Genomic DNA, 21,006 nt, shown 5'->3' with positions numbered 1-21,006 from the left:
GGGGCGCGCACGACGAGGTCGAAGACGCGGGCGGAGAGGGCCTCGTCGAGCGCCGCGCCGACGCGGGCGAGGATGCGGGAGCGGATCATCTCCAGCAGGCCCTGGAAGGCGTAGAGGACGAGCGCGAGGGCCACGAGGCCGACCAGCGTGGGCACGGAGCGGCTCGGGATGACGCGGTCGTAGACCTCGAGCATGAAGAACGAGCCCGTCAGGTAGAGCACGTTCACCAGACCGCTCATCACCCCAACGCCGATGAACGCCGTCCGGCATCGGCTCAACGCCGAGACAATCTCCCGTGTGTCTCGCTGTCCCGACATGACCTCGCCCCCCTGTTTCGGCCAGCTGTATTCGAGCTCGATCGCCGAAAGCCAGCAAGAAAACGGACTAGATCTCTGAACTAATTCGCCACAACAACTCGCTCTCTCGCCGCATGCTGCAGAGCGTGGGCATGCGAAAGGCGCGCCGCTTCCTGATTTTTGCTCGACGAGAATCCCACGGAATACGACTAGTACCTGGATCTATACAGAGTTAGATCTGTCGGTTTAGGTAAATATTTTCCCTAGCGGCAGGATTAAAAAAGTGTTTCAACCGAAGCAAGCAATAGCGATGAGCACCATCGATTTGCGATTGACCTATAAAATGCGCGGGGAGAACGATCATGACCACCCAGAACCCGAACTTTACGGTCAACCAGGACGACCTGGCCTATATCCTGAAGCAGATCGTGATCGCGGAGCGAGAGACCGCTGGTGAGACCTTGCAGCAGATCATCGGGCCAAATGCTGCGATCCTGCCCTGGGGCCTGCGCCACGTCGACGGATCAAACAACAATCTCTTGCCCGGCGGCCAGTTCGTCGGCGCCGCCGATCAGATCCTCCCGCGCCTGCTCGATCCGAACTTCCTGAATGATCAGGATGGGGACACGATGCCGTTCGCGCCCGGCATGGCCGTCGACAACACCGATTACGGTTCGGTCGGTTCGCCATCATTGCCAACGGTGAACGGCGGCCACACAGGCAACGTGGCGGATGCGGATCCCCGCATCATCTCGAACCTCATCGTCGACATGTCGGTGAACAACCCGGCCGCAATCGCTGCCTGGTTCGGCAATCCGCTCGCGGTTGCGGCCTGGGAGGCGGCGCATCCCAACAAGACGGCGGTCGCCCCGCCGAAGCCCGGTGAGACGCTCGGGCCGGACGAGATCGCGCTCACCAACGAAGACTTGTCGGTGATCCCGAACCAGTCGCCGGACATCGGCCTCTCCCCGCAGTTCAACGGCTGGATGACCTTCTTCGGCCAGTTCTTCGACCACGGCCTCGACCTCATCACGAAGGGCAACAACGGGACGGTCTACATCCCGCTGCAGAAGGACGACCCGCTCTACGTCGAAGGCAGCCACACGAATTTCATGGCGCTGACGCGCTCGACCCCCGTTGCCGGCCCCGGCGCGGATGGCGTGATGGGCACGGCGGACGACACGAACCACGAGACGATCAACACGACGACGCCGTGGATCGACCAGAACCAGACCTACACCTCGCATCCGTCGCACCAGGTGTTTCTGCGCGAATACATGTTCTCCGTCGATTCCAACGGCGACGGCGTCAATGACTCGCACGCCGTTTCGACCGGCCGCCTCCTCGACGGCGCCAATGGCAGCATTGCGACCTGGGCCGATACGAAGGCTCAAGCGCTCCGGATGCTCGGCATCAAGCTCGACGATTATGATGTTCTCGACGTGCCGCTCCTGCGCACGGACGCCTACGGCAACTTCATCCCCGGTGCGCATGGCTATGCCCAGATCGCGACGCCGGACGGCTTCGTCGAAGGCACGGCTGATGGCATCTCCGTGCCGGCGAACGCCATTCGCACGGGCCACGCCTTTCTGAACGACATCGCGCATCATGCCGAGCCGGTGATGGTCGACCACGACCACAATCCAGGGACGCCCGCGGTTAAACAGACAGCCGACTCCGATCCGGGCGTCGGGGACGACGGCAATCCGCTCACCTACGACGACGAGATGCTGGGCTCACATTTCGTGACCGGCGACGGCCGCGGCAACGAGAATATCGGCCTCACCGCGGTCCACACGATCTTCCATTCCGAGCACAACCGGCTCGTCGAGGCGAACAAGCTGACGATCCTGGCCTCCGCGGCGAACGGCGACGTCTCGTTCCTGAACGAGTGGCTCGTGAACGACGTCACCTCCGTTCCGGCCGACACGTCCACGCTCGTCTGGGATGGCGAGCGCCTGTTCCAGGCCGCGAAATTCGTGACCGAGATGCAGTACCAGCACCTCGTCTTCGAGGAGTTCGCCCGCAAGGTCCAGCCGGCGGTGAACCCCTTCGTGTTCACGAACACGCCCGACATCAATCCGGCGATCACGGCCGAGTTCGCGCACGTCGTCTACCGGTTCGGCCACTCCATGCTGACCGACAAGATCGACCGGCTCGACCTGAACATGAGCAAGAGCGACATCGAGCTCTTCGATGCCTTCCTCAACCCGCAGGCGTTCACCGCGAGCGGCATCACCGCAGCCGAGGCGACCGGCGCGATCGTGCGCGGCATGTCGCGCCAGGCCGGCAACGAGATCGACGAGTTCGTGGTGAGCTCGCTGCGCAACACACTCCTCGGCCTGCCGCTCGATCTCGCGGCGCTCAACATCGCCCGCGGTCGCGAAGCCGGAGTGCCGGCCTTCAACGTCGCCAGGGCGCAGTTCTACGAGGACACCGGCAACATTGACCTGAAGCCCTACGACAATTGGCTGGCGCTCGCCCAGAACCTCAAGAACCCGCTCTCGATCGTGAACTTCGTGGCGGCCTACGGGACGCATCCGCTGCTCCAGGCCGAGACCACGATCGAGGGCAAGCGCGCGGTGGCGCTCGCCCTCGTCATCGGGAGCCAGGAGACCGTTCTTGGCGATCCGACCACCCCGGCCGATGACCGCGTGATCAATGGTGCTGCCGTCGACGATCGGCTCGACTTCCTCAACTCGACCGGCGCATGGGCCGGCCACGAATCCGGCCTCAACCTCGTCGACCTCTGGATCGGCGGGCTCGCGGAGCGCAAGACCGAATTCGGCGGCATGCTGGGCTCGACGTTCAACTACGTCTTCGAAAATCAGATGGAGAACCTCCAGAACGGCGACCGTCTGTACTACCTCAGCCGCCTGCAGGGCCTGAACCTTCTGAACGAGCTCGAGGCGAACACCTTCTCGGCGCTCGCCATGCGCAACTCCGATCTCGGCGACACGACCTCGTCGCACGTGGCCGGCAACCTCTTCGACACGCCCGACCTGACGCTCGAGATCGACCAGACGAAGCAGATCGACACCGATCCGGTCCAGGCCAACGCGATCCTGCAGGCGATCGACCCGAAGGTCACCCGGCATGCGCCCGGTGCCGACGTCAACAACGACGGTCACGCGGATGGCGGCTACATCCGCTTCTCGGGCGGCGAGCACGTCGTGCTCGGCGGCACCGAGGGCAACGACACGCTGATCGGCGATCGCGGCATCGACACGCTCTGGGGCGACGGCGGCGACGACTACCTCAACGCCCAGACCGAATCCGATCAGGTTTTCGGCGGCGACGGCGATGACATCATCGTCGACCCGTTCGGCGACAACTTCCTGCGCGGTGACGCGGGCAACGATGTGATCAGCGTCGGAGCCGGCCTCAACATCCTCTTCGGCGGCGAGGGCCAGGACTTCATCATGGCCGGGCTCGATGGCTCGGAGGTGTTCGCCGGCCGCGACAACGACTTCGTCATGGGCGGCAACGGCAACGAGAACCTCATGGGCAATGAGGGTGACGACTGGATCGAGGGAGGCGACGGGTTCGACTCGCTCTCGGGCGAGAACTCGCAGCTCTTTTTCAACTCGACCATCATCGGCCACGACATTCTGAACGGCCAGAACAACGACACCGACTATGACGGCGAGTCGGGCGACGACATCATGTTCGAGGGCGCCGGCATCCAGCGCAACAACGGCATGCTCGGCTTCGACTGGGGCATCCACAAATTTGACCCGAATGCCGCTCGCTCCGACCTCGCGCTCGGCATCGTCGCAGCCGGTATCCCGACCGTGGCCGGTTTCGATCAGCAGCAGGACCTGACGCTGCGTGACCGCTTCGACTCGACCGAAGGCCTGTCAGGCTGGAAGTTCGACGATGATCTCAAGGGCTCCGACTCCCCTATCGGAGCGGTCGGTGCCGGCGGCGCCGAGGTCATCGGCGGCACGATCTTCGATAGCGCGCTCACCGTGGAGGGGGTCGCCCGGATCCACGGCCTCGCGGCGCTCCTCAACGGCATCGATGACAGCGACGTCGACGAGTTCGGGGTGACGCATCCCGGCATCATCCTGAACACGAGCAACGGCGCAAACATCCTTCTTGGCGGCGGCGGCAGCGACACCATCCGCGGCCGGGCCGGCAACGACATCATCGACGGCGACTCCTGGCTGAACGTCCGGATCGCACTCTATGCGGATAAGAGCCGCAGCGGCACGCCGACCATGACGGCCGAGAGCATGTCGTCTGTCGTGACTGACCTTGCCGGCAACGTGCTTTTCGGCGGCAAGGCACTCTCCGCCCTGATGCTCGATCGCACGCTCAATCCCGGGCAGCTGGAGATGGTGCGGGAGATCCTCGACGGAGATCCGGCCAATGCTGCAAACGACGTCGCGGTCTACGCCGGCGTCCGGACCGGCTACACCTTCGGCAGGAACACCGACGGCAGCTGGACGGTGACCGACACCGATGCGACTGACGGTGACGAGGGCACGGACAAGCTCTGGAACATCGAGACGCTCCGGTTCTCGGACCGCGACGTCCTGATCGTCAACCGGCCGCCGACGGGCGAGCTGACCATCACCGGCTCCGAGAACTTGCTGACCGCCAACACCGCCGGCATCGCCGATCCGAACGGTCTCGGCACCTTCTCCTTCCAATGGCAGGTCTCGGCCGACGGACTTACAAATTGGACGAACTTCGGCGGTCCGACAGCCAACCCAACTCTCACAATCGGGAATGCCGGCGATCCTCGCTTCTTCCAGGTGATCGCGCGCTACACCGACCAGTCCGGCTCTGCCGAAAGCCTGACCTCGAACATCACAGCTCGGGTCGGCAGCAACACGGTCGGTGATACGATCACCGGGTCGACCGGCCCGAACCTGATCAACGGCCGGGGCGCCAACGACATCCTGAGCGGGTCGGATGGGAACGACATCATCAACGGCGGAGCCGGAAACGATACGCTGAATGGCGACCTCGGCAACGACACCCTGACGGGCGGCGACGGCAACGACGCCGTGAACGGCGGAGCTGGCGACGACACGATCATCATCGACATCGACGGCACGGGTGACGGGGCTGACACGCTCTCTGGCGGCGCAGATCTCGACACGCTCTTGATCGTCGACACGGGCGCCGGAAACGAGGACCTGAACATCGTCTTCGGAACCCGGATCACCCAGGTCGAGGCCGGTGGGACGATCAACGCCGATATCGAGCAGGTCCGCGCCGATCTCGGCGCGGGGACGGGCGACGGCTTGGTCTACTCGGCCACGAGCTCGGCAGTGACGGTGAACCTCGCAACCGGTACCGCCTCGGGCTTTGCCTCGGTCGCTGGGATCGAGAACGTCACCGGCACGAACAACGCCGACACGATCACGGGCAACGCGGTGGCGAACGTGCTCACCGGCGGTGCCGGAGCGGACACGCTCGATGGCGGCGCCGGCAACGACACGCTCGACGGCGGCACAGGCGCCGACATCATGCGGGGCGGCGCGGACAACGACACCTATGTGGTCGATGTCGCGGGCGACGTGGTCGACGAGACTTCGGCCGGATCGACCGGTACCGACACGGTGCGGACGTCACTCGCGAGTTACACGCTTGGGGCGAACGTCGAGAACCTGACCTATACCGGGAATGCCGCCTTCTCCGGCACCGGCAACACGCTGAACAACGTGCTCACAGGCGGCAATGCGGCTGCTGGCGACACGCTCAGCGGCGACGCCGGCAACGATATCCTCAACGGCAACGGCGGCAACGACACGCTCTCAGGCGGGGCCGGAAATGACACGCTCGACGGTGGTGACGGCAACGACACTCTGAACGCGGGGGCCGACAACGACACCCTCAGCGGTGGCACGGGCAATGACACGCTGAACGGCGACGCTGGAAACGACTCGCTCACGGGAGGCACCGGTAACGACACCCTCAATGGCGGGGACGGCGACGACACGGTCACTTGGAGCGCCACCAGCTTCTTGGGGTTCGAGCTCTCGAACGACGGTCGCGACGTGATCAATGGCGGAACGGAAGGCGCGGCAGGCGACAGGTTCGTCGTCAACGGCTCAGGCAACGCGGAGGTTTTCCGGGTTTATGCCAAGGCGGACGCGGTCGCGGCCGGCATCTACGCGGCTGCCGGCACGGCCGAGATCATCGTCACTCGCAACACCAACGGTGTGAACGGCGCGGTGACGGCGAACAATATCATTTCCGAACTCACCGATATCGAGGAGATCACGATCAACACCGGTGCCGGCAACGACACGGTGCTGGCCGTCGGCAACTTCAATCCAACCAGCCTGAACTTCAATACAATCACGATCAACGGCTCCGACGGCGACGACACGGTCGACATCTCATCGCTTCAGTCGGCGCACCGGATTGTGTTCACCTCGAACGGCGGCCGCGACATCATCCTCGGGGCGCTTCGCCCTCAGGACGTGATCGAGCTGCCGACGGGCCTCACGCCCGAAGAGTGCGCGATCGTTGAGAACGCGGATGGCACCACCACGATGTCTGGCGGTGGACACAGCGTCACCTACACGCGTGGTAACAACTCCGGCCCAGTTACCCACAATCCCGGCACGGGTCAGCCCGGCACGAACGATCCTGGCACGGGTCAGCCCGGCACCAGCGATCCTGGCACGGGTCAGCCGGGCACGAACGATCCGGGCACGGGTCAGCCCGGCACCAGCGATCCTGGCACGGGTCAGCCGGGCACCAGCGATCCGGGCACGGGTCAGCCCGGCACCAACGATCCTGGCACGGGTCAGCCCGGCACCAGCGATCCTGGCACGGGTCAGCCCGGCACCAGCGATCCGGGCACGGGCCAGCCGGGCACCAGCGATCCGGGCACGGGCCAGCCGGGCACCAATGATCCGGGTACGGGTCAGCCGGGTACCGGTGATCCTGATCACGGATCTATGCCGCACCATCGCGAGCACTTCGGCAGCGTCAGCCACGACGCGCACAGCGCTGCGGGCGAGGTCTACGCCCTCTACGACGCCGTGCTCGGCCGGGGTTCCGACATGGGCGGGCAGGAGTACTGGACGGGGGCGCGCATGGACGGGATGTCCCTGCACGACATGGCCGAGCGCTTCCTCAGCTCCGACGAGGGCAAGGGGCATCACGGCATGGAGGACGATCGCGCCTTCATCGAAGGCCTCTACCACACGGCGCTCGGCCGCGAGGGCGAGGATGCGGGCGTCGATGCCTGGCTGAGCGCCCTCGGGAACGGGACGTCACGCGCAGACGTGGTGCTCGGCTTCGCCTTCTCGCAGGAGAACCTCGACGGACTGAAGCCGGTGTTCGAGTACGGCGTGTTCACGGCCGACAAGGACGCGAGCGACGCGGCGCGGCTCTACTACGGCCTCCTCGACCGAGCGCCAGACGCAGAGGGCCTCGTGGCTTGGACATCCGCAATGAAGGCGGGCCTGTCCGACACCGCCGCGGCACAGAGCTTCCTCGACTCCATGGAGTACAAGGCGAAGTACGTGGACCTCTCGAACGAGGACTTCGTCGACATGCTCTACAAGAACGCCCTCGGCCGCGACGCTGAGGACGAGGGCTTGGAAAGCTGGACCGCGGCTCTTGAGAGCGGAGCCTCCCGCGCCGCGGTGGCTACGGGTATCGCTCTCAGCCAGGAAGCTCAGAGCTGCCTGATCTCGCAGATCGAAGAGGGCTGGCACCTCGTCTGATCTGACTGACACGGCTCATAGGTAACCTCGAGGTAGGGAGTGAGCGGCGAGAGCTGGCCACTCCCTGCTTTCATCGCGAAAGGGAAACTTTACCTTTCGCGTCAGACTATCCCAACCTATTTCCCGGATACATTAATCAGCTCCGGCTTCTGTGCTGTCACCGGCAGAGAGTGTGACAATGCGTACCTATCCGAGCGTTGCCTTTGTCGCGGGGGCATCAGATCGACATCTTAACAGGCTTCGAAAAATTCTTCAGGATGATTGCGCCTGTCAGGAGATCGTTGAGTTCGAATCAATTCTATCTGCGATGAATAAATTAAGAGATAGAAGCGATCTGTCTGTCGTTTTCGTTCGCGTAGGAGAGCCAACCATAAGGCAATTGAACGATCTACGGACTATCAAAGTACTACACAGACACATACGTATCGCTCTTGTCGCAGATACCGATAGCCAGCGGCATGTTCTCGCAGCGGTGCAAGCAGGTCTGCATGGATACATCCCGACGCTTCTTGATCCTACCGAATTTGATCGGGCGGTTTTGGCGGTCTGGAATGGTCGGATATATGTACCTGCTTCAATAGCAAATACATAGATTATCAAAGAAGATAGCATGAGTAGCAGGTGCGGAATTGCTTCCCTGAATTTTACGAAGAAAGAGCAAGAAATACTTCTGCTTATGCGGAGTGGATTAAATAATACAGAAATTGCTGAGAGAATTAGCATCTCGGTATCTACAATAAGGTTGCACAATAGCGCGATAGATCGGAAATTCGGCGCGCTGAAGCGTGCCGATTTTGTTCATTGCTAGAGATAAACGTGGTGGAGGAGACCCGCTATCCGCCGGAAGGGGTAAGCCTCCCCTCAGCGGGGCTCTCCCTAGTTAGCCCCTGGTCGATGTCCCCGGCCTAGGCTGATTGCTGGTCTGACGAGCCGCCTTCGGTGAAGGTGGCATCGGTGCGCTTCGCGGGCTGAGCTGGCTCGGCGGCGCGGCATATCTGCGATCGACGCGTTGAGCACGCGGGCCAGGGCGCCGGCCTCTGACCGCGCGGCTTCCTCGGTCGGGTTACGCGTGTTCGTCGACGTGTGTGGAGGGCCGCCTGCTCTGCCGTGCGCCAGGGACGTCACGATAGGTAGACCTAGCGTCTGTCAGGGCTCCGAGCCGCCCACCAGCTCGCATGTGCCGCCGAGGCGCCCCTCAATGGCGGTCAGGGCAGCGTCTAGCGAAGGATGGAGGACGGCCATGCCGTCGAGCCGGCTTCCCCGCTCCGGCACGATCGTGAATGGGGTGTCTGGCCACGCCGTCCTGCGGATCGAGCCAAGCTGGCGGCCTAGGCGATCATACAAGGTCCATTCGGTACCGGGGGCTTCGATCGGATTGACGACAACATCCATGGGCGCACCCCAGAGCGAACAATCCCTGAGCGTTCAGCAGCGGATCATGCTGGAGCGCTGCGAGGTTGGTGACGGGTATGAACCATCCGCGCGCCCCGAGTTTCGGACGCTGTACTCTCTGATGGATCGGGGATTGATCCTGCGGAATGAGGGCCGCTGGCTTCTCACGCAGGCTGGCCGAGACCTTCTCCGTGAGATCAGGAAGAGGGCACGAGCGCGCCGGTTCGCAGGCGGGTAGCGAACAGATGCCGAAACCTCAGAAGCACAAGGCGCATCTCGTGGTGGTCCTACGGAAGGGGCAGCCACGTTGCGTCTGCGCTGCCGTGAAGCGGACCCCGGAGGAGGCTCTGGCGGCGACCAAGGCGGCCTATGCTGAGGCGAAGGTCTACCTCGTTGGCGGGCTCGCCCGGAACATGGTTCGCAAGCTGAGGCTCAGCCACGATGAGGTGCGACCTTTCTGATGCGGTGCCGCTGGACGGCACAGCCTTCAGATCCCTGGGATGTGCCTCACGTGCGCGACACCGTCGTGAACCATCGTCGGTGTCGCCACTGTAGTCCCCCTGAATGAGCAGAGAAGGCGGGGCCTAGCTTATTCGGCTTCGCGCTTCTTGATCTCCAGCGAGGTTGGATCAAGCTTCAGATCGAACTCCTTGCCATTGGCATCGATCGCATCGTCGACCTCGATCATGCCATTCTCCATCTCGATCTTCTTCCACTTGGTGAAGCCTTGCTGCTTCAGCATCGCCTCAACCTTGGTCTGCTGGTCGGGCGACAGCTTCTCATCAGCCATCGCACCGGCAGCAAGCGTCATCGAGAGAGCACAGGCGAGGACAGTCGTCGTGAAACGCATTGCTGCTTCCTCCAAGTTATAGCCGCCACAAACGAGCGAGAGCTGCGGCGGTTCCCACACGCTATCCTCTAAGCCGTCGCGCGCCAATTGGACCTATGGGGCTTCTTTGCGGGGTGGGAAGCCAAGAGGGAATGTTCGGTTTGCACTCATGGTAACTATACAATCGACATTTCATGATGCCACATCTTACAGTCGCCTCCGCTGCCAGCAGTAGCAGGCACCGAGGCTTCAGATCATTGATAGGCGGCCAGATCCTCGCAGCTCGCAAGCTTCTTTGGTGGACCCAGAGAAAGCTTGCCAATGAAGCCAAGCTACGTATCAGCGTCATCATGCAGGCTGAGGCTTGCGCCGGAGAATTGAACATCTCAGTCGTGCAAACGGATGCCATCGCAGATGCTCTGCAAGCCGCCGGCATCGAGTTCACGACCAGTGGGCTGGTTTGGCCCAATGCCCGCCGAGCCTCTGTCAACTCCGAAACGCGATCCTGATTTCGTCGAACACCATCGCCGACTGGAACATCAGGGTGAACAAGGCGACCTGAAACAGCGCCGGACGACGGAGTGCTAGGCGGTTGGCGAAGCCGACGATCGGCAGCGTGGGCAGAAGGAGCCGGACGAATAGCGCCACCGCGAGGCCGATCAGGACGCCGCAGAGAATGTCGCTGGCGTAGTGGTAGCCGACGTAGATACGCGGCAGACAGGTGGTCAGCACCGCCCATCCATAGCAGAGGGCCCCAAGCGGGCGGGACACCAGCCAGACCGACGTTGCCAGGGCGCTGACGATCGCCGCGTGATCGCACGGGAACGAGGTGCCGCTCTCGATTACAGCCGTGATCAAGCTGGTCGGGACGCTGTCGACTTGCAGCAGGTCCGGTTCCGCAACCAGGTAGGGACGGCCGCGAAAGGGAAGAAGCATGCGCAGCGCACACGCGATGATGCCGGCTGCGAGCATCGCGACTGTCGCTTCGATAGCGGCCCGCATGCCGATGACGGCCTCGACCACGGCCTCGCGCGAACCTAAACCGTTGCCGGTGCGGAACCAGAGGTAGACCAGCACGGCCATCAGCGGCAGCAGCCTGATCGCGAACAGAGCCGTGCAAGCGAGGGTGACGGCATCGAGGAAGGGTGAGCGTCCTGCCAACTGACCGACGACCCGCAACACCAGCTCGTCCAGCGCGGTCAGCATGCAACTCTCCCATGGCTGGCTCACCGCCAGCTCAGGCTGCCAGTGTTTGTTGGCCTATAGGAGATCGGAGCTCAGCGCCCTTCACCGTCTTCAGGCATACAGAGGCTGGCACACGTGACGCTGCCGGCAAACGGCCGAAGGTGGGAGCGTCCATCCGACAAAGGTCTGAACTCCTTTTGGCCGAAAACCGCGCTGTCGGCGCCGAGATTGCTGAAGCGATGGTGGACGAGCTTGCCCCTGCCACCTGTGCTCACTGGGGAGATGACCTTCCTCACGTGCGTCGGAGGAGCCATTTCGGGCGCCGTGAGACACCGCTGAGGCATGCGGAGGTCCGCTTCTGCTGCGCTGTTGCGGAAAGCAGACCGGCAGCTTCCGGCCAAAGCCAGACGTCCGCAGCCAGTCGAGAGAGATGGGTCACAGTGCGGAAGTTGACCGGGACGTGCCACACCGGTCAGGCGGCTCGCTGCTGAGATCCTCTGTCCTCCGCCGCCACCTCCATCCTGCCCACGAACAAATCGGGACGGTGCAAGCGTCCGGACGGACATGCGACGCAGCGGTTCGACATTCGATTGTACAGCCGCTTCACTGATGCGCTTGCCGCCGTCTTGAACAGAAACGGGAAGGCCGCGTGCACGAACGCCGCTAGCGACGCGCCGAGCAGCGGCACGGCGTAGCTTAGCGAAGCCCGCATGTGCTGCATGTAGCTCTCGCCGAGAGAAGACGGATGTTCCGTGAACAGGCGCTTGAGACCCATGTCGCACCCTCCCGCTGAAGACTTCGCCGGCCTGAGCGGCAAGGCCCAGCCCAACATGGTTAACAAGGTCTTGCTCAATGCCTCAGGCACATCATTGCTGGTGGCGTCCAGGGGGCGGATTGCACAGATGTGGAGCGAACTCCGGTTGAGCTCGAAGTCTGTACGGCCGCCGGACATCCTACCGACCGCCCGCATGAGTATCCGCAATGTTTGCACGAGGCGGAGAGCTCAACAGTGATGCTCGTCACGGACGAGAATGGATGGCGTCGGATCTTCCAGATCAAAGCAGTGGAAAAGAGCTAAGGAGCCTACGGGGAGTGGTGGCACGATTTGTCAGGCTGATCGCCACGTACCTCTAGCGCCAAGCCACCCTTCGCTTTCTCGTCGCTCATCCACAGCGGTGCACAGCTGAGATCGGCAATCAGATCCAGGCTCATTGCCGGCTTGGTACGCATGATATTTGTTCGCACTTCGTTCCAGCGAGGCACGCGCGATGGCGAACTCGCAACCCGAAGAGGTGCAGCCCTCCGAAGCGGAATGGATCGCCTTCGCTTATCATTCGGCCACACAGGATGACCTATGGGCGGCACTGATGCGGGCCATTGAGGCCGCTGTGGCCGACCTTGCAGGGGCTGACCGACGCCTTGAGCAGGAACGCAGCCTGATCTCGCATGGCTACGTGCGCGCTCAGCTTGGCCCACGATGACGGAGCGCCTGTGCGACATCACCGGAAGGCGCCTGATCGTCGAATGCATCCCTTGCAGACGCCGCGGCGTCTATGGCCTTGAGCGTCTGCGCCAGCGTTTCGGTGAGCACGCCGACCTCTACGACGTCTGGCTGCAGCTGACGCAATCGTGCCGCCATCAGCATGCCATCGGTGCGCGTCGCCCGAACCAGTACGGCCGGGCCTGCCGCGCTCAGCTCGATGTGGAGGGCGGGGACAGAACCGGTTCTCCGCCCTCACGCACTTGAACGAGCCCGGTCGCCCTGGGACGATCAGGGATGTGCTGGTGTGGACGGCCTCTCAACCCAAAGGTCTGATGCGCTTCGGCGTCTCAGCCAGATGAGAGGAGCGTCCAGTGAACCTTCCCGTCCGCATCGGCATGGATACCTCCAAGTCGGTCTTCCAGCTCCACGGCGTTGACGAGAACGAGGTCGTGGTCATCCGCCGCCAGCTCCGTCGCGCCGAGATGGTCCGCTACTTCGAGCGCCTGCCGCCGGCCCTCGTCGCCATCGAGTCCTGCGGCAGCTCCCACCATTGGGCGCGGCTGCTCCAGTCGTTCGGCCATGAGGTGAGGCTGATCCCTCCGCAGTACGTGAAGCCCTACGTGAAGCGCGGGAAGAACGATGCGGCTGACGCCGAGGCCCTTTGTGAGGCGGTCACCCGGCCGAGCATGCGCTTCGTGCCTGTGAAGTCGAAGGAGCGTCAGGCGGCCTGCATGTTGATGACCGTGCGGGAGCGTCTGGTCAGCGTGAAGTTGCAGCTCTCGAACGCCTTCAGGAGCTACGCGGCGGAGTTCGGCATCGTCGGAGCTACCGGCAGGCAGAACGTCAACGGGCTCATCAAGCGCGTGCTGGAGGACGATAGCCTGCCCGAGATGGCGCGTGACCTCTTCCGCTTCCAGGCCAAGGAGTACGCAGCCGTCGAGGCACGCCTCGAAGAGGTCGAGGCCAAGCTGATGCGATGGCATCGCGAGGATGACGTAAGCCGGCGGATCGCGACGATCCCCGGCGTGGGACCCATCGGCTCGACCATGCTGAGCATGAAGGCTCCGCCGCCGGAGACGTTCAGGTCCGGCCGCGACTTCGCAGCTTGGATCGGGCTGACGCCGAGGGATCACTCGACCGGCGGACGCCAGAGACACGGCGGCATCACGAAGGCTGGGGACTCGGCGCTCCGCTCGACGTTGATCGTCGGAGCGACCGCCCTGCTAAGGCACGTCCGCAAAGGCCGGCGTAAGCCTTCGGCGTGGCTCGCCGCGCTACTGGAGCGGAAGCCGCCCAAGCTCGTGGCGGTGGCGCTGGCCAACAAGTTCGCCCGCATCGCATGGCGATTGATGGTCACGGGCGGCGTCTACAGCCAGCCGCGAGCCGCCTTGCCGGCCTGATCCGAGATCGGCACCGGCGGGCGAGGCTGCTCGGCGGATAGCCCATGAACTTGCAGGATGCAGCAGATGGTATGGCCGGTCGGTCGATACGCGCGAGCTTCCGAAGATTACACTGACTTCTCAAGTCGCCCATGTGCTTGGAACGCGTGTAGCGAACACCATCTTGGCCAGCGGGCCTCGCCCGCGCGAACAGGCCGGACATCTGAGAGCAAGCGATCAGGTCAGAAAGCTGCTACATCCTGACAAGTGGGGGCCGTCCACATCTGCAATCTCTACAGCCTGAACAAGGGCCAGGACGCGATCCGGCGCGCCTTCGGCATCACGCAGGATCAAACCGGCAACCTGCCACCGCTGCCGGGCATCTTCCCCGATCAGATGGCGACGCCCTCAACAATCCTGCCTGAGATCGAGCACTCGTACAGGCGCTGAGTGGGCGTGATCTGAGCGTCAAGTTACGCGTTGACGTGTAGTCGGCCCATTAGCCCTCGGCCGATGCTCGGGCGTCTCAGGAGGCACGGCCGTGCACATCAAGGATGTTTCCGACATGGTCGCCAGTGGCGACCTTAACGAAATCGAGCGCGCGTTTCGCGCCCTTGTGGCCTACCCCTCTGATGAGGAGGTCTCCGGCGCAAGCTCAAAGAGCCTGCTGCACGCATTGGACACCGTCAGTCAGGCGTTGCTCACCGACTTCAACAGCATGCCACCGCAAACCTGCGCGGCCCTTCGTGTGCACCTTGGCTCGACCTACCGAGAGGGTGCTGGTGATTTCAAGGCGCATCATGCTTGGTGGCACGGCCGCCTCAACGCAGTGTGCGGCGGCCATTGAAGGTCAAGGATGCCTTCCGTTCAGATTGGAGAAGGCTCGACCACAGACCTAAGCATATGCCGCGTTGCAGATTGTTTCTCGCTGTCCGATGTTTTCTGACTGAGCGCTCTTGATCCGCTTGCCTCAATGATGATCTACGCGGCACGAGGGATACACAAACTACGGGTCTACAAAGTGACCGAAGAAACGCAGGGGCAGAGCCCCGACTTCGTTGAACTCGCGGCCGACATCGTCTCGGCCTACGTGACCAACAACTCTCTGCCGGTTGCCGAACTGCCGGCCTTGCTCGCCGGCGTGCATGCGGCACTGAGCGGCCTCGCCAGCGGCGCAGCTCAGCTCAATGCTGAGGAAGCGGTCGAGAAGGCCACGCCTTCGCAGATCCGCAAGTCGATCACGCCGGATGCGCTGATCAGCTTCATCGACGGCAAGCCCTACAAGACGCTCAAGCGCCATCTCTCGACCCACGGGCTCGACCCCTACAGCTACCGCCAGCGCTACGGCCTGCCCAACGACTACCCGATGGTGGCCGCGGCTTACGCCGCCCAGCGCTCGGAACTCGCCAAGTCCATTGGGCTCGGCCGCCCGGGCGGACGTGCGACGGAGGCCATTGAGGCTCCGAAGGGCCGCGGGCGTCGCTAGGCGGCCAGAGACCGAATCCGCTCGTCCAGTGCGAGCGGGCTCAAGGCTCGGCAGAGCTGCCAGTTGCCCTGCTGAGCACCGATGCTTACAGCGCCCCGATGGCTTCGGATTGGCGCGCGACGCGCAACTTGCAGGCTCGGCTGCGGCTCGAACGTGCCTTACCGCCAATCTTTCCCGCTCCCGTGCTTCAGCACGCGCTGTCGCGCCCGCTGATCCCGCCGACCCCACGTCTCGCCGTCGAGAGCTACTGGCGTAGTCACATCCTGCGAGCTGACCGCTTGGCCCGTGGTCTTGCAACTCGCTCCGGCACTCCGGCCGGCTGGACGTGGCAACTTGGCCCGGACACGGGCAGAGATCTGCAGGCCGGCTTTCGAACACCACCAGCTCCCTACCGCGAGCCCAGCTACGCGCTCGGACGCGGTCACTGCTGCGTCTGCGGACAGCCGGTCTACCGCTTTGGCTGGCACACGGATCTCTGGGGCGCCGGGATCCCGAACAAGAATGCGAGCTGGCATTCCGCGTGTGTGGCAGCCTGGAAGCTCTGGCTTGCGCCGAGTGATCAGATGAAGGCGCTGAAGAGCCGTCAGCGACACCGGTGTGCTGTCTCGGGCAAGCGCCTTCTGCGTACGGCCGAGGTCGATCATCGCCTGCCGCTGTACCGCGTCTGGCGCGAGCATCGCGGCGCATCCTGGCCGAGCCTGCTGGCGTTCTGGGGTGCGCCGAACCTGCAGGTGATCAACCGCTCCGTTCACGTCTTAAAATGTCTGGACGAGGCGGGAGAGCGGGCTCGTGTCAAGCGGGGGATCGCCCCTGATGCGGCGGCCGACGGTTGAGCACTGCATGACCGCGAGCGCTTACGCCGGAGGACGGCTCACTGCCCCGCGGTGCCGCCCGGATCCTGAGGGGTGCGCTCATTAGGGTCAGCCGGCTTGCCGGAGCCGGGGATCTCTCTGCCGGCTGCGGTTGGTTCCGCGATCGGCTGAGCCGCGCCTGTGATCTCGCCGCTCTTTTGCAACTCGCGAGGCGGTGACGTGAACCGCGGTCGGTCCTGGGATGGACCGGGTGTGGATGTGGCGTGAGCGCGGCCGCACGGCGAGATGCGGGAGAAGACACCAGTCTGACAGATGGCGCAGGCTGAGAACCAGCCGCGGTACGAATGCATCCGGTCCTCGGACGCCCTGACTTAGCGTAGGGCGCCCGCAGAAGTTGCCGCTGCGCTGTGAGGGGGGGCTCAGAGAACACTGTCAAGTTTGCCAGACCGAAGAGCGGCCTGTTAACAGAAGCCTCCTATCCTTCAGTGGGGAGCGGAGCGTCCGTCAGGGAATTACGATGCGCATTGAACCTGAGTTCGGCGGCCTCTCGATCATCTTGGTCGGCAATTTCAATCCGGCGATCTTCTCGCCTCAATGGTTCGCTCGATGTGGGATTGTAAGCGAGGCTGAAGCCGAGGCGGCCGAGCTTGGCGTAATTCATCCGGAGATCGCCGCTTTCATCGTTGGTGGTAAAAATATTCAGATTGAAACGACGCGGTTTTCTGTGGAAACTACAGAAGCCCCTTGGGTAAGCTCCTGTGATCTTATCACTAGGACATTTGGAGATTACCTATCATATACTCCAATAACGCGATTTGGAATTAATCGCCACGTTCATTTTCGCGTGGATTCGGAAGAAACTAGAAATAAGATTGGGCGTCGACTCGCCCCGATCACTCCATGGGGGGAATGGGGCGCGACTATCGCTACTTTGCCGAAGGAGCGTCGCGGCGGGTGCGTCGACATCTCGATGCAGGAGCCTTGGATCGACAACGAGTGGCGCGGACACGTCCAAGCGACAATTCAGCCATCAGCCAAGTTGCCAGGCAACACCGGAATCTATATGGGCGTAAACGACCACCATGAGTTGATTGCGGTCAACCCAGGTGAGGGCTCGGAGAGGGCAATGCGTCGGTTGGCCGACTGTTTCGACGGATCAATTCGAAAAGCCGAATGGATCGTCGATCAAATCATGAAATTGCCTGGCGAGACTGCGTAATGGCAATCGCTCTTAGAAAGCAGGCAGAGACTGCTGCAAACGATGCTTCCAGTTCTTCAGGAGTGTCGTACTCGGATGCTATCAAAGACCGTCTGACTCTCGAGCGTAGGAAGGCTGCCGTCCGCCGCACCGGTCAGGATTTGTCAGAGGATACCGAAGCGCAGCCAAACCTAAAATCGCTGCGTGACAAAATCATGCCGGTTTGGATTGGGCGCTCCGAGCAACCGGCGCCGCGACTTTCCCTTCAGCCGCTTCAAGAGTGGGAGGGGTATGTAATCGAGATCGGCGCGGAAACCTTTAGCGCAAGGCTTGTTGATTTAACTGCGGGACAAACATTAGAGCAGGAAGTTGCCGATTTCCCGCTTTCCGACTTATCAGAAGATGACAGGAAGTTGCTTCAAGTGGGAGCAATATTTCGTTGGGTGATTGGATATCAGAGATCACCTGGTGGAACCAAGCGGCGAGTGTCACAGGTGGTGTTCAGAAGAATGCCCGCTTGGACGAAAAGAGATTTCGATAGTGCAAAGCAGCGCGCTGCTAGGCTCTTTGAAGATATAGCCTGGGAGTGAGGCGTGGGTGAACCCGCGTCTGACCAAATTGAGATCAGTGTGTTTGGTCCTGGTTACGGAGAATCGTCGGCTGTCCACCTTGGTTCCGGCCAGTGGCTAATCATAGATTCCTGTATCGACTCCGCAACAAAGGAGCCGGCAGCCCTTCGGTATCTCACTGACATTGGTGTCGATGTCGGTAACGCTGTGAAAATGGTGATCGCCACTCACTGGCATGATGATCACATCAGAGGTTTGTCGCGGGTAGTTCAAGCCTGCGCATCTGCAAAATTTTGTCTGGCAGCGGCAGTTACTACCAAAGAGTTTCTGGAAACTCTTGAGTCCTACAACGAAAGGCACGGTATTGTTGCTGGCTCAGGCACATCTGAGATTTGCGCTACTTTGAAGCAGGTCCGCGAGGACCGGCGCCCGGCGGTGCGTGCAATCGCAGAAAGGAACCTTCTACAGATTTCTGCCGGAGAGCTGGCTCACGGCGCAGCTTGCGAGGTGTGGGCGCTCTCACCTTCGGATGCGCAATTTGAGAGATCGCTCCGTGAGCTTGGAAATTTGATACCGAAAGAACGCGAGGCAAAGCGCCGAGCGCCCGAGCAAGGACGCAACGACCTATCTGTCGTGGCATGGGTGCGTGTCGGTGAGATAACGCTCCTACTTGGAGCCGACCTCGAAGAGCCCGGGGATCCAGACCTGGGGTGGTCAGCCATACTCGCACAGGCCGCTCGCCCCCAAGGGCGCGCCTCAGTCTTCAAAATACCTCACCACGGATCGGCGAACGGACATCATGATAGAACGTGGACTGACTTGCTGTTGAGCAATCCGGCCACAGTTGTCACTCCCTGGAATCGAGGCAGAGGATTGCCAACTGTCGCGGATCTGAAGCGCATTCGGTCGTATAGCGATGCCGCTTTCTCCACCAGTCAGTTCCGGTCTGCGGCTGGAGCAAGACGCAGTGCAGCCGTGGAGAAGCAAATCCGGGAGACGGTCGGTAAGCTGCGGTCTGCCCAATTCCCAACTGGTCAAGTCCGGCTAAGGAACGGTGGCTGCGCTAACCCAGATATTTGGTGCGTGGAGAACTTCAACGGAGCGTGTCACATCGACGAACTGCTTAATAGCGCCTGACTGCGCATCATGGGCAGCAACTGATATTCAAATAAATGTCGGAGCCGGCGAAAAAAGCCCCGCGAGCCGTGCGGCTGCGGGGTCAAGCGCCGAGTAGCACAATGGAGTGCGGCCCCGCCAGCACGATGAAACCGGGAAGGGGCACCAGCGAGGCCGCCTTGCAGTGAGGGGGCAGCCTCGCTTCAACGGCGCCAGCATGCTTGAGCTCAGATCCTGAGCCTTCACTCAAGTGAAGCGTGGCAAGAGAAAGCCCCGCGAGCCAGGAGCTGCAGGGGCCAGAGAGCGTTCTTGGGGTGGCCCCGCCGACGTCGGTTAAGGGGGCTTGTGCCGGAGTCGACGGGGCCATGTCGGGTGTCGAGACCGACAGGCCACCCTCTGCCCCGCTGCCGGTCGCAGCCTTAGCAAAGGTGAAGTGCGAGACGCACGAACTCAGCTCTGCGCCTCCCGAGCCAGCCGCATCGCCTTCAGCCGCTCGGTCTTCTCGTCGCGTGCTCGCTGCTGTTGCTCGTGCTCTGCCCGAGCTCCCTGAGCAACGCGTTTGCGGTCGGCGATCTTCGCGGCCCGGGTCTCGGCGCGATCGACAATGTGGCTAGGGAGGTCGGACATCTGATCTCCTCGATTCGAGAGCAGGAGACCTAGAGCGTTTGCACGAAAATGCCCGCCGCAGCAGGGCGCGCCGGGCGGGCTCAAGGTGGGGCGGTCGGAGCACTCCCTCACGGCAGAGGTGCCCGCTTGGATCAGCGACGCAAGACGAGCGGCCCTGTGAGGGTTGCGCTTGCTGGGCAGAGAATCGCCAAGAGGCCGTGGCCTTACTGGCTGCCGCCGTGGCCGCCGCTGCCCGCGCTCCCCTGTGGAACGCGCCGCGAGGGCTGGCCGGCATTGCCGCCCGCCGCCGAGTCGGTCGTGATGGTCTCAGCACCGGTAGCACCCGGCGCAATGATCACGTCGCGTGTGTTGCCGGTCGTGTTCGGCTGGCTCGTGATGACGGTACCGGAGGTATCGGGTGAGCGCGGATAGGTGGAAGTCTGCGCGAGGGCAGGAGCGGCAGTGGTCAATGTCAGAACGCTGAGCGTGACAAGCTTCTTCATGGTGTCTCCTTGCTGGCGGGATTCCAGCTCAGGGGCGGCCAACGGGGCGTGGCGTTGATAGTTGCTCCGGCTTGGCTCGAATTATTCTCTGACTGCGGCTCCCGTTGACGCAGATCAAAGAAATGCCCGCCTCGGCTGGGCCGGGCGGGCGAAAGGCGGCTCGCGGGTCTCAGAAAGCGAACTGCTGGTTGTATAGAACAATGCTGATCAACGAGCCGTAGCCAAACAGCCACAATCACAGCATGCCTGCAACAGCAGCGGATTAAAGGGCTGCTCGCCTGAAGGAAAAGCCCCCCGGCGAACCGGGCGGGCTGAAGTTCATGAGGGTGCCATGCTGCTCGACCAACCGGCAGTGGGGCCGGTTGTTCAATCCGGCGTCCGCCTCCCTCAACCTCCGGGCCTGCCGCCAATCTCCTCAATGAAGACGACGCCGGCCGAGTACCATTCCTGAC

At 62.6% G+C, this 21,006-nt stretch carries 18 protein-coding genes and 2 pseudogenes; 13 read left to right on the top strand and 7 right to left on the bottom strand.

Translation table 11 applies throughout. The features are described 5' to 3' along the window. Positions 1–317, bottom strand: a pseudogene (locus J2X36_RS15860) (type I secretion system permease/ATPase); the annotation flags it as partial. A gap of 341 nt (positions 318–658) precedes the next feature. Here J2X36_RS15860 and J2X36_RS15855 point away from each other — a divergent pair. Both J2X36_RS15855 and J2X36_RS26900 read left to right on the top strand, forming a co-directional pair. After that, positions 659–7,996, top strand: a complete 7,338-nt coding sequence (locus tag J2X36_RS15855) for a peroxidase family protein (RefSeq protein WP_310351369.1) — start codon at positions 659–661, stop codon at positions 7,994–7,996. Between the two features lie 610 nt (positions 7,997–8,606). After that, positions 8,607–8,804 (top strand): response regulator transcription factor, encoded by a 198-nt coding sequence (locus tag J2X36_RS26900; protein WP_405029799.1) that lies wholly within the window; start codon positions 8,607–8,609, stop codon positions 8,802–8,804. A 338-nt stretch (positions 8,805–9,142) separates the two neighbouring features. On the opposite strand, the gene J2X36_RS15850 is transcribed toward J2X36_RS26900, so the two are convergent. Then, on the bottom strand, positions 9,143–9,388 hold the full coding sequence (locus J2X36_RS15850) for a hypothetical protein (RefSeq protein WP_310351367.1): 246 nt from the start codon (positions 9,386–9,388) through the stop codon (positions 9,143–9,145). 245 nt (positions 9,389–9,633) lie between these two features. Between J2X36_RS15850 and J2X36_RS15845 the strand changes: the two genes are divergently transcribed. Continuing rightward, the gene (locus tag J2X36_RS15845; RefSeq protein ID WP_310351365.1) at positions 9,634–9,849 is read left to right on the top strand and encodes a hypothetical protein; all 216 of its coding nucleotides are present in this window, start codon (positions 9,634–9,636) and stop codon (positions 9,847–9,849) included. 128 nt (positions 9,850–9,977) lie between these two features. Here J2X36_RS15845 and J2X36_RS15840 read toward each other — a convergent pair whose 3' ends face one another. From J2X36_RS15840 to J2X36_RS15830, 3 genes are all read right to left on the bottom strand, one after another. Next, positions 9,978–10,238 carry a PepSY domain-containing protein gene (locus tag J2X36_RS15840; RefSeq protein ID WP_310351386.1) on the bottom strand — a complete coding sequence of 87 codons (261 nt, stop codon included), beginning with the start codon at positions 10,236–10,238 and terminating at the stop codon, positions 9,978–9,980. Between the two features lie 465 nt (positions 10,239–10,703). After that, positions 10,704–11,423 (bottom strand): phosphatase PAP2 family protein, encoded by a 720-nt coding sequence (locus tag J2X36_RS15835; protein ID WP_310351363.1) that lies wholly within the window; start codon positions 11,421–11,423, stop codon positions 10,704–10,706. Positions 11,424–11,874: 451 nt separating this feature from the next. Then, positions 11,875–12,177 carry a DUF6356 family protein gene (locus J2X36_RS15830; RefSeq protein WP_310351361.1) on the bottom strand — a complete coding sequence of 101 codons (303 nt, stop codon included), beginning with the start codon at positions 12,175–12,177 and terminating at the stop codon, positions 11,875–11,877. Positions 12,178–12,670: 493 nt separating this feature from the next. Between J2X36_RS15830 and J2X36_RS15825 the strand changes: the two genes are divergently transcribed. The 10 genes and pseudogenes from J2X36_RS15825 to J2X36_RS26895 all read left to right on the top strand — a co-directional run bounded on the left by J2X36_RS15825 (position 12,671) and on the right by J2X36_RS26895 (position 19,466). Then, positions 12,671–12,883: a hypothetical protein gene (locus J2X36_RS15825; protein WP_310351358.1), complete on the top strand. Its 213-nt coding sequence runs from the start codon at positions 12,671–12,673 to the stop codon at positions 12,881–12,883. Further along, positions 12,880–13,149, top strand: coding sequence for a hypothetical protein (locus J2X36_RS15820; protein ID WP_310351356.1), 270 nt, complete (start codon positions 12,880–12,882; stop codon positions 13,147–13,149). The genes J2X36_RS15825 and J2X36_RS15820 overlap by 4 nt, the downstream gene beginning before the upstream one ends. 131 nt (positions 13,150–13,280) lie before the next feature. Next, positions 13,281–14,285 (top strand): IS110 family transposase, encoded by a 1,005-nt coding sequence (locus J2X36_RS15815; protein ID WP_405029801.1) that lies wholly within the window; start codon positions 13,281–13,283, stop codon positions 14,283–14,285. A gap of 261 nt (positions 14,286–14,546) precedes the next feature. Beyond that, positions 14,547–14,666 (top strand): annotated as a pseudogene (locus J2X36_RS15810) (SOS response-associated peptidase); the annotation flags it as partial. 139 nt (positions 14,667–14,805) lie between these two features. Further along, a complete protein-coding gene (locus J2X36_RS15805; RefSeq protein WP_310351351.1) occupies positions 14,806–15,111 on the top strand; it encodes a hypothetical protein in 306 nt (101 codons plus the stop codon). Between the two features lie 174 nt (positions 15,112–15,285). Next, positions 15,286–15,750 carry a MucR family transcriptional regulator gene (locus tag J2X36_RS15800; protein WP_310351384.1) on the top strand — a complete coding sequence of 155 codons (465 nt, stop codon included), beginning with the start codon at positions 15,286–15,288 and terminating at the stop codon, positions 15,748–15,750. A gap of 98 nt (positions 15,751–15,848) precedes the next feature. Further along, positions 15,849–16,583, top strand: a complete 735-nt coding sequence (locus tag J2X36_RS15795; RefSeq protein WP_310351348.1) for a hypothetical protein — start codon at positions 15,849–15,851, stop codon at positions 16,581–16,583. 496 nt (positions 16,584–17,079) lie between these two features. Further along, on the top strand, positions 17,080–17,781 hold the full coding sequence (locus tag J2X36_RS15790) for a hypothetical protein (protein ID WP_310351345.1): 702 nt from the start codon (positions 17,080–17,082) through the stop codon (positions 17,779–17,781). Continuing rightward, positions 17,781–18,350, top strand: a complete 570-nt coding sequence (locus J2X36_RS15785; RefSeq protein WP_310351343.1) for a hypothetical protein — start codon at positions 17,781–17,783, stop codon at positions 18,348–18,350. Before J2X36_RS15790 ends, J2X36_RS15785 begins: the two co-directional genes overlap by 1 nt. A 3-nt stretch (positions 18,351–18,353) precedes the next feature. Next, positions 18,354–19,466, top strand: coding sequence for an MBL fold metallo-hydrolase (locus J2X36_RS26895; protein WP_405029798.1), 1,113 nt, complete (start codon positions 18,354–18,356; stop codon positions 19,464–19,466). A gap of 429 nt (positions 19,467–19,895) precedes the next feature. On the opposite strand, the gene J2X36_RS15780 is transcribed toward J2X36_RS26895, so the two are convergent. Together J2X36_RS15780 and J2X36_RS15775 are read right to left on the bottom strand one after the other, a co-directional pair. After that, positions 19,896–20,072, bottom strand: coding sequence for a hypothetical protein (locus J2X36_RS15780; protein WP_310351341.1), 177 nt, complete (start codon positions 20,070–20,072; stop codon positions 19,896–19,898). 203 nt (positions 20,073–20,275) lie between these two features. Further along, positions 20,276–20,554 (bottom strand): hypothetical protein, encoded by a 279-nt coding sequence (locus tag J2X36_RS15775; RefSeq protein ID WP_310351338.1) that lies wholly within the window; start codon positions 20,552–20,554, stop codon positions 20,276–20,278. Positions 20,555–21,006: the final 452 nt, after the last annotated feature.

The sequence above is a fragment of the Methylobacterium sp. BE186 genome (assembly GCF_031457035.1).
In the GTDB taxonomy this organism is placed as follows: Bacteria; Pseudomonadota; Alphaproteobacteria; order Rhizobiales; family Beijerinckiaceae; genus Methylobacterium; species Methylobacterium segetis.
This window is presented reverse-complemented; position numbering and strand designations above follow the sequence as displayed.

Coding starts and splice junctions, on each gene's coding strand:
- J2X36_RS15855 (WP_310351369.1), top strand. CDS start 659: ATGACCACCCAGAACCCGAACTTTACGGTCAACCAGGACGACCTGGCC.
- J2X36_RS26900 (WP_405029799.1), top strand. CDS start 8,607: ATGAGTAGCAGGTGCGGAATTGCTTCCCTGAATTTTACGAAGAAAGAG.
- J2X36_RS15850 (WP_310351367.1), bottom strand. CDS start 9,388: ATGGATGTTGTCGTCAATCCGATCGAAGCCCCCGGTACCGAATGGACC.
- J2X36_RS15845 (WP_310351365.1), top strand. CDS start 9,634: ATGCCGAAACCTCAGAAGCACAAGGCGCATCTCGTGGTGGTCCTACGG.
- J2X36_RS15840 (WP_310351386.1), bottom strand. CDS start 10,238: ATGCGTTTCACGACGACTGTCCTCGCCTGTGCTCTCTCGATGACGCTT.
- J2X36_RS15835 (WP_310351363.1), bottom strand. CDS start 11,423: ATGCTGACCGCGCTGGACGAGCTGGTGTTGCGGGTCGTCGGTCAGTTG.
- J2X36_RS15830 (WP_310351361.1), bottom strand. CDS start 12,177: ATGGGTCTCAAGCGCCTGTTCACGGAACATCCGTCTTCTCTCGGCGAG.
- J2X36_RS15825 (WP_310351358.1), top strand. CDS start 12,671: ATGGCGAACTCGCAACCCGAAGAGGTGCAGCCCTCCGAAGCGGAATGG.
- J2X36_RS15820 (WP_310351356.1), top strand. CDS start 12,880: ATGACGGAGCGCCTGTGCGACATCACCGGAAGGCGCCTGATCGTCGAA.
- J2X36_RS15815 (WP_405029801.1), top strand. CDS start 13,281: ATGGATACCTCCAAGTCGGTCTTCCAGCTCCACGGCGTTGACGAGAAC.
- J2X36_RS15795 (WP_310351348.1), top strand. CDS start 15,849: ATGGCTTCGGATTGGCGCGCGACGCGCAACTTGCAGGCTCGGCTGCGG.
- J2X36_RS15790 (WP_310351345.1), top strand. CDS start 17,080: ATGCGCATTGAACCTGAGTTCGGCGGCCTCTCGATCATCTTGGTCGGC.
- J2X36_RS15785 (WP_310351343.1), top strand. CDS start 17,781: ATGGCAATCGCTCTTAGAAAGCAGGCAGAGACTGCTGCAAACGATGCT.
- J2X36_RS15780 (WP_310351341.1), bottom strand. CDS start 20,072: ATGTCCGACCTCCCTAGCCACATTGTCGATCGCGCCGAGACCCGGGCC.
- J2X36_RS15775 (WP_310351338.1), bottom strand. CDS start 20,554: ATGAAGAAGCTTGTCACGCTCAGCGTTCTGACATTGACCACTGCCGCT.